Genomic DNA, 5,107 nt, shown 5'->3' with positions numbered 1-5,107 from the left:
GGGGGGGGGGGGGGGGGGGGGGGGGGGGGGCCCCCCCCCCCCCCCCCCCCCCCCCCCCCCCCCCCCGGGCTCAACGACCACATCGTCGCAACTGGTGCAGAATGTGCCGGTTTCCCCTCTACCGTGCGGCCTGCCCCCATGACCACACCGAGCCCCCGCTCCGCCCTGTTCTGCGCCCTGGGCCTGGCCTGCGCCAGCTTCTCCGTTGCCGCACAGGAAGTCGCCCCGACCCCGGCCACGCCGGAGGCCTGCGCACTGGTCGGCTCCGATGCCGCCCGCCTGGCCTGCTACGACACCTTGTTCCGCCGTGGCGTGCAGACCACCCAGGAGGCCGACGCCGCGGCCATCGCTGCGCAGCAGGCACGCCGTGAGGAACGCCAGGCCGCGCGCGAGGCACAGGCCGACGCGCCCACGGGCGAGAAGGTCAAACACCGTCTCGGCGAGCTGTTCAAGAATGATGGCCATGAGCAGGCGCTGGCTAACGCCGGCAAGGGTTCGCTGCTGGACAGCCGCTGGGAACTGGCGCAGGACTCCAAGCTGGGCGCGTTCCAGTTGCGCGCCTACAAGCCGGTGTATCTGCTGCCGGCGTTCTGGACCAGCGACAAGAACCAGACCCCGCAGTCGCCCAACCCGGACAACACGGTCACCACGCCGCAGCAGCTGGACAGCAACGAGCTGAAGTTCCAGCTCAGCTTCAAGACCAAGGTGTGGGAGAACGTATTCGGCGACAACGGCGACCTGTGGGCGGGCTATACCCAGAGCTCGCGCTGGCAGGCCTACAACGCAGACAACTCGCGCCCCTTCCGCGAAACCAACTACGAGCCGGAAGTGATGATGATGTTCCGCACCGGCTATTCGATTGGCGGCTGGCGCGGGCGCATGGCCGGCTTGAGCCTGACCCACCAGTCCAACGGCCGCGCCGACCCGCTGTCGCGCAGCTGGAACCGGGTGATTCTCAATGTGGGCCTGGACCGCGAGAACTGGGCGCTGGTGTTACGCCCGTGGTACCGCCTGCCGGAAGACCGCGAAGATGACAACAATCCGGACATCGAGGATTACATGGGCCGCGGCGACGCGGTGCTGACCTGGAACCGCAACGGCCATGAGGTTTCGTTGCTGGCGCGGCACTCGCTGCGTGGGGGCGACCGCTCGCACGGTGCCTTGCAGCTGGACTACGGCTTCCCGATCAGCAACCTGCTGCGCGGCCACATCCAGGTGTTCGATGGCTATGGCGAAAGCATGATCGACTACAACCACAAGGCCACCTACGTGGGTGTGGGCGTCTCGTTGCTGGAGTGGTACTGATGACCGTGGCGATCTGGCACAACCCGCGCTGCGGCAACTCGCGCGGCGCGCTGGAACATATCCGCGCGGCCGGTATCGAACCGGTGATCCGTGATTACCTGACCGATGTTCCCAGCGAGGCCGAGCTGCGCCAGGTGCTGGCTGATGCCGGGCTGCAGGTGATCGAGCTGGTGCGTCACAAGGAAGCGGTGTTCGACGAGCTGGGGCTGGCGGGCGCAGATGACGCCACCCTGCTGGCGGCGATGCAGACGCACCCGATTCTGATCAACCGACCGGTGGTGATCACGCCGAAGGGTACCAACCTGTGCCGGCCGCCGGAAAAGGTGCTGGCGTTGTTGTGATCGGTTGATCAGCCGCCGCAACGCGACGAACACTGACTCAACTGCTCGCCACAGCCCAGCTCCGGCATCCGGTCGGCGCAGCTGTTGGCGCTCATGTCGCAGTAACGCCGTTGTTCGGGATCTTTGAGCTCCGAACACCGGCTGGCATTTCGCGCCACGTCCGCCTCGCATTGCGACAGCCGCGTGGAGCGCGGCTCGGCCGCGCAACGTCGATAGGTTTCCTGGCACTGGATCGCGCACTGGGCGCTGGCGGTGAAGCCGACGCCGCCGTCGTAGCCGGTGTCGGTGCTGCGGCACGAGGCCAGTAGGAAAAAGGCGGCCAGCGCTGCCGCGATGCGGATTCCGTGCATGAAGTGCTCCTTGTGGTGCCTACACCGTAGCAGATTCAGCCGGGCAGAGCCCGGCTCTACGGAGTTCATCGCCAGTCGGTGATGTCCTCGCGCCGGTACACCTCTGCAAATGCAGGACGCGCCTTCATGCGGTCCGCATACGCTTTCAACACCGGCCAGGTGTCTGTCGGCCGCGGCATGTTGCGCGACCAGCGCATCAGCATCGTCAGCATGAAATCCACCACGCTCAGCTGCTCACCCAGTACATAAGGACCTGCGGCCTGCAGGTGCTCGGAAAACTGCTGCCAGGCATTTTCCAGTTGCTGGCGTGCGTGTTCGCGAACGGCGTCGACGTTGTCCGCGCCCGCTACCTCATCGGCGTAGAACCAGGCCCGGTACGCCGGCTGCAGGGTATTGGCGCACCAGAACATCCAGCGATAGGCCACGCCCCGTTCCGGCGTTCCGGGTGCTGGCAGCAAGCCCGCCTGCGGATGGCGGTCGGCCAGGTAGAGCGCGATGGCGGCGGCTTCGGTCAGCACCTGCCCGTCGATCAGCAGCGTGGGGACGCGGCCGGCGGGATTTAGCGCAAGGTAATCAACCGCCTTCTGTTCGCGCGTGTCGAAATCGAGCAGAACCAGCTGGTGATCGATCTGCAGTTCCAGCAACAGCCAATGCACCACCAGCGAGGCGGTGCTGCGGGAACCGTACAGGGTGGTGGTCATGGGCGCGGTGGTGGTCGGGATGGGGAACCCGATTATGTCTGGCCGAAACGCCTGCCGCGACAGGGACCGTAGAGCCACGCCCTGCGTGGCTGTGAGGACGTCGGGCACCGCGAAGCCACGCAGGGCGTGGCTCTACATCTGCGGGGAGCACCGCGAAGCCACGCAGGGCGTGGCTTTGCATCAGGCCTCAGGCCACCACAACGGGGATTCCCGCTATGCGTGCCTGCCACTCGCGCGGACCGGTGGTGTGCACCGACTCGCCGGTGGAATCCACTGCCACAGTGACCGGCATGTCCTGCACGGTGAACTCGTAGATCGCTTCCATGCCCAGGTCGGCGAAGCCCACCACCTTGGCCGCCTTGATCGCCTTGGACACCAGGTAGGCCGAACCGCCCACCGCCATCAGGTAGGCGGACTTGTTGTCGCGGATCGCCTCGATGGCGGCCGGGCCGCGCTCGGCCTTGCCGACCATGCCCAGCAGGCCCGTCTGTTCCAGCACCTGGCGGGTGAACTTGTCCATGCGCGTGGCCGTGGTCGGACCGGCCGGGCCCACCACTTCGTCACGCACCGGATCGACCGGGCCGACGTAATAGATGAAACGACCCTTCAGGTCCACCGGCAGCGGTTCGCCCTTGTTGAGCATGTCGACCATGCGCTTGTGCGCCGCGTCGCGGCCGGTCAGCAGCTTGCCGTTGAGCAGCAGGGTCTGGCCCGGCTTCCAGCTGGCCACGTCTTCCGAGGTGATCGTGTCCAGGTCCACACGGGTGCCCTTGGACGCGTCATAGGTGATCTCCGGCCAATCGGCCAGCGACGGCGGGTCCAGCATCACCGGGCCGCTGCCGTCCAGGGTGAAGTGCGCATGGCGGGTGGCCGCGCAGTTCGGAATCATCGCCACCGGCAGGTTGGCCGCGTGGGTCGGGAAGTCCTTGACCTTGATGTCCAGCACCGTCGTCAGGCCGCCCAGGCCCTGCGCGCCGATGCCCAGCGCGTTGACCTTGTCGTACAGCTCCAGGCGCAGTTCTTCGGCACGGTTGGACGCGCCGCGGGCCTTCAGTTCGTTGATGTCGATCGGCTCCATCAGCGATTCCTTCGCCAGCAGCATCGCCTTTTCAGCGGTGCCACCAATGCCGATGCCCAGCATGCCCGGCGGGCACCAGCCCGCGCCCATGGTCGGCACCGTCTTCAGCACCCAGTCGACGATCGAATCGGACGGGTTGAGCATCGCGAACTTGCTCTTGGCTTCCGAACCACCACCCTTGGCCGCCACGATCACCTCGACGGTGTCGCCCGGCACGATCTTGACGTTGACCACGCCCGGGGTGTTGTCCTTGGTGTTGATGCGCTTGCCGGCCGGGTCTGCCAGCACCGAGGCGCGCAGCTTGTTGTCCGGGTGGTTGTAGGCACGGCGCACGCCTTCGTTGGCCATGTCTTCCACGCCCATGGTGGCGTCGTCCCAGCGCACGTTCATGCCGATTTCCAGGAACACGGTGACGATGCCGGTGTCCTGGCAGATCGGCCGGTGGCCTTCGGCGCACATGCGCGAGTTGATCAGGATCTGCGCCATTGCTTCCTTCGCGGCCGGCGATTCCTCGCGCTCGTAAGCGGCGGCAAGGCTCTTGATGTAGTCGACCGGGTGGTAGTACGAGATGTACTGCAGCGCGTCGGCGATGGACTGGATGAGGTCTTCCTGCTTGATCGATGTCACGTAATGCTCGCTTGCTCGGGGCTGGCGTGGGAGTTAGCCGGTCATTTTACCCCTCCGGCCGCACGGAGTTGGGAATGACTCCTGATAACGGCCGGACAGTCCGTTGCGGGACCGCCAATCCCGTTCGCCTGCCGCGTCCACTACGATGCCCGTGCCCAATCCGGACGCCATGGAGTTCCCGCAATGTCTGCTTCTCCCCGTGTTCATTACGCCCGACTCGCTGCCGATGCCTTCAAGGCTCTGCTGGCCACCAGCAAGGCCGTGCACGACAGCTCGATCGACCCGACCCTGATGGAACTGGTGTTCCTGCGCGTGTCGCAGATCAATGGCTGCGGCTACTGCATGGACATGCACGGCACCGCCCTGCGCAAGGGCGGGATCGAGCCGCGCAAGCTCGACACCCTGCCCGCCTGGCATGAAAGCCGGTTCTTCGATGACCGCGAAAAGGCCGCCCTGGGGTGGGCCGAAGCCCTGACCCGGCTGCCCAGTGGGGCTCCGTCGGATGCCGCCTTCGACGCGCTGGCACCGCATTTCGATGAGAAGGGCATCAGTGACCTGAGCATGGGGATCGCGGTGATCAACGCGTGGAACCGGTTGGGTGCGGGGTTGTTGCCGCCGCTGCCCTGAGCCGGGCGAGATCCGGTAGCGCCGGCCGTTGGCCGGCCCTCATGAACGCCGGAAACATGCCGTGGGCCGGCCAACGGC

General features: G+C 66.4%; 6 protein-coding genes. 3 read left to right on the top strand and 3 right to left on the bottom strand.

The genetic code is table 11. The annotated features are described in order from the left end of the window. Positions 1 to 138: 138 nt before the first annotated feature. Together QMX83_RS19945 and arsC are read left to right on the top strand one after the other, a co-directional pair. Entirely contained in the window at positions 139 to 1,305 is a 1,167-nt protein-coding gene (locus tag QMX83_RS19945; protein ID WP_282298380.1) for a phospholipase A, read from the top strand. Then, positions 1,305 to 1,646 (top strand): arsenate reductase (glutaredoxin), encoded by a 342-nt coding sequence (arsC, locus tag QMX83_RS19940; protein ID WP_282298379.1) that lies wholly within the window; start codon positions 1,305 to 1,307, stop codon positions 1,644 to 1,646. The genes QMX83_RS19945 and arsC overlap by 1 nt, the downstream gene beginning before the upstream one ends. An 8-nt stretch (positions 1,647 to 1,654) precedes the next feature. Here the strand turns inward: arsC and QMX83_RS19935 are convergent, their stop codons facing one another. The 3 genes from QMX83_RS19935 to QMX83_RS19925 all read right to left on the bottom strand — a co-directional run bounded on the left by QMX83_RS19935 (position 1,655) and on the right by QMX83_RS19925 (position 4,402). Then, positions 1,655 to 1,996, bottom strand: a complete 342-nt coding sequence (locus QMX83_RS19935) for a hypothetical protein (RefSeq protein WP_282298378.1) — start codon at positions 1,994 to 1,996, stop codon at positions 1,655 to 1,657. Between the two features lie 65 nt (positions 1,997 to 2,061). Next, positions 2,062 to 2,697, bottom strand: a complete 636-nt coding sequence (locus QMX83_RS19930) for a glutathione S-transferase family protein (protein WP_282298377.1) — start codon at positions 2,695 to 2,697, stop codon at positions 2,062 to 2,064. 187 nt (positions 2,698 to 2,884) lie between these two features. Further along, complete coding sequence (locus QMX83_RS19925; protein ID WP_282298376.1) at positions 2,885 to 4,402, bottom strand: fumarate hydratase; 1,518 nt, start codon at positions 4,400 to 4,402, stop codon at positions 2,885 to 2,887. A gap of 183 nt (positions 4,403 to 4,585) precedes the next feature. Between QMX83_RS19925 and QMX83_RS19920 the strand changes: the two genes are divergently transcribed. Then, complete coding sequence (locus QMX83_RS19920; RefSeq protein ID WP_282298375.1) at positions 4,586 to 5,029, top strand: carboxymuconolactone decarboxylase family protein; 444 nt, start codon at positions 4,586 to 4,588, stop codon at positions 5,027 to 5,029. Positions 5,030 to 5,107: the final 78 nt, after the last annotated feature.

Source organism: Stenotrophomonas sp. PS02289 (genome assembly GCF_029960115.1).
Lineage (GTDB): Bacteria > Pseudomonadota > Gammaproteobacteria > Xanthomonadales > Xanthomonadaceae > Stenotrophomonas.
The sequence above is the reverse complement of the archived record's forward strand: the minus strand, read 5'-3'. Positions and strand labels throughout refer to the sequence as shown.

Excerpts from the sequence above, each read along its gene's own strand:
- QMX83_RS19945 (WP_282298380.1), top strand. The coding sequence starts at position 139 with ATGACCACACCGAGCCCCCGCTCCGCCCTGTTCTGCGCCCTGGGCCTG.
- arsC (WP_282298379.1), top strand. The coding sequence starts at position 1,305 with ATGACCGTGGCGATCTGGCACAACCCGCGCTGCGGCAACTCGCGCGGC.
- QMX83_RS19935 (WP_282298378.1), bottom strand. The coding sequence starts at position 1,996 with ATGCACGGAATCCGCATCGCGGCAGCGCTGGCCGCCTTTTTCCTACTG.
- QMX83_RS19930 (WP_282298377.1), bottom strand. The coding sequence starts at position 2,697 with ATGACCACCACCCTGTACGGTTCCCGCAGCACCGCCTCGCTGGTGGTG.
- QMX83_RS19920 (WP_282298375.1), top strand. The coding sequence starts at position 4,586 with ATGTCTGCTTCTCCCCGTGTTCATTACGCCCGACTCGCTGCCGATGCC.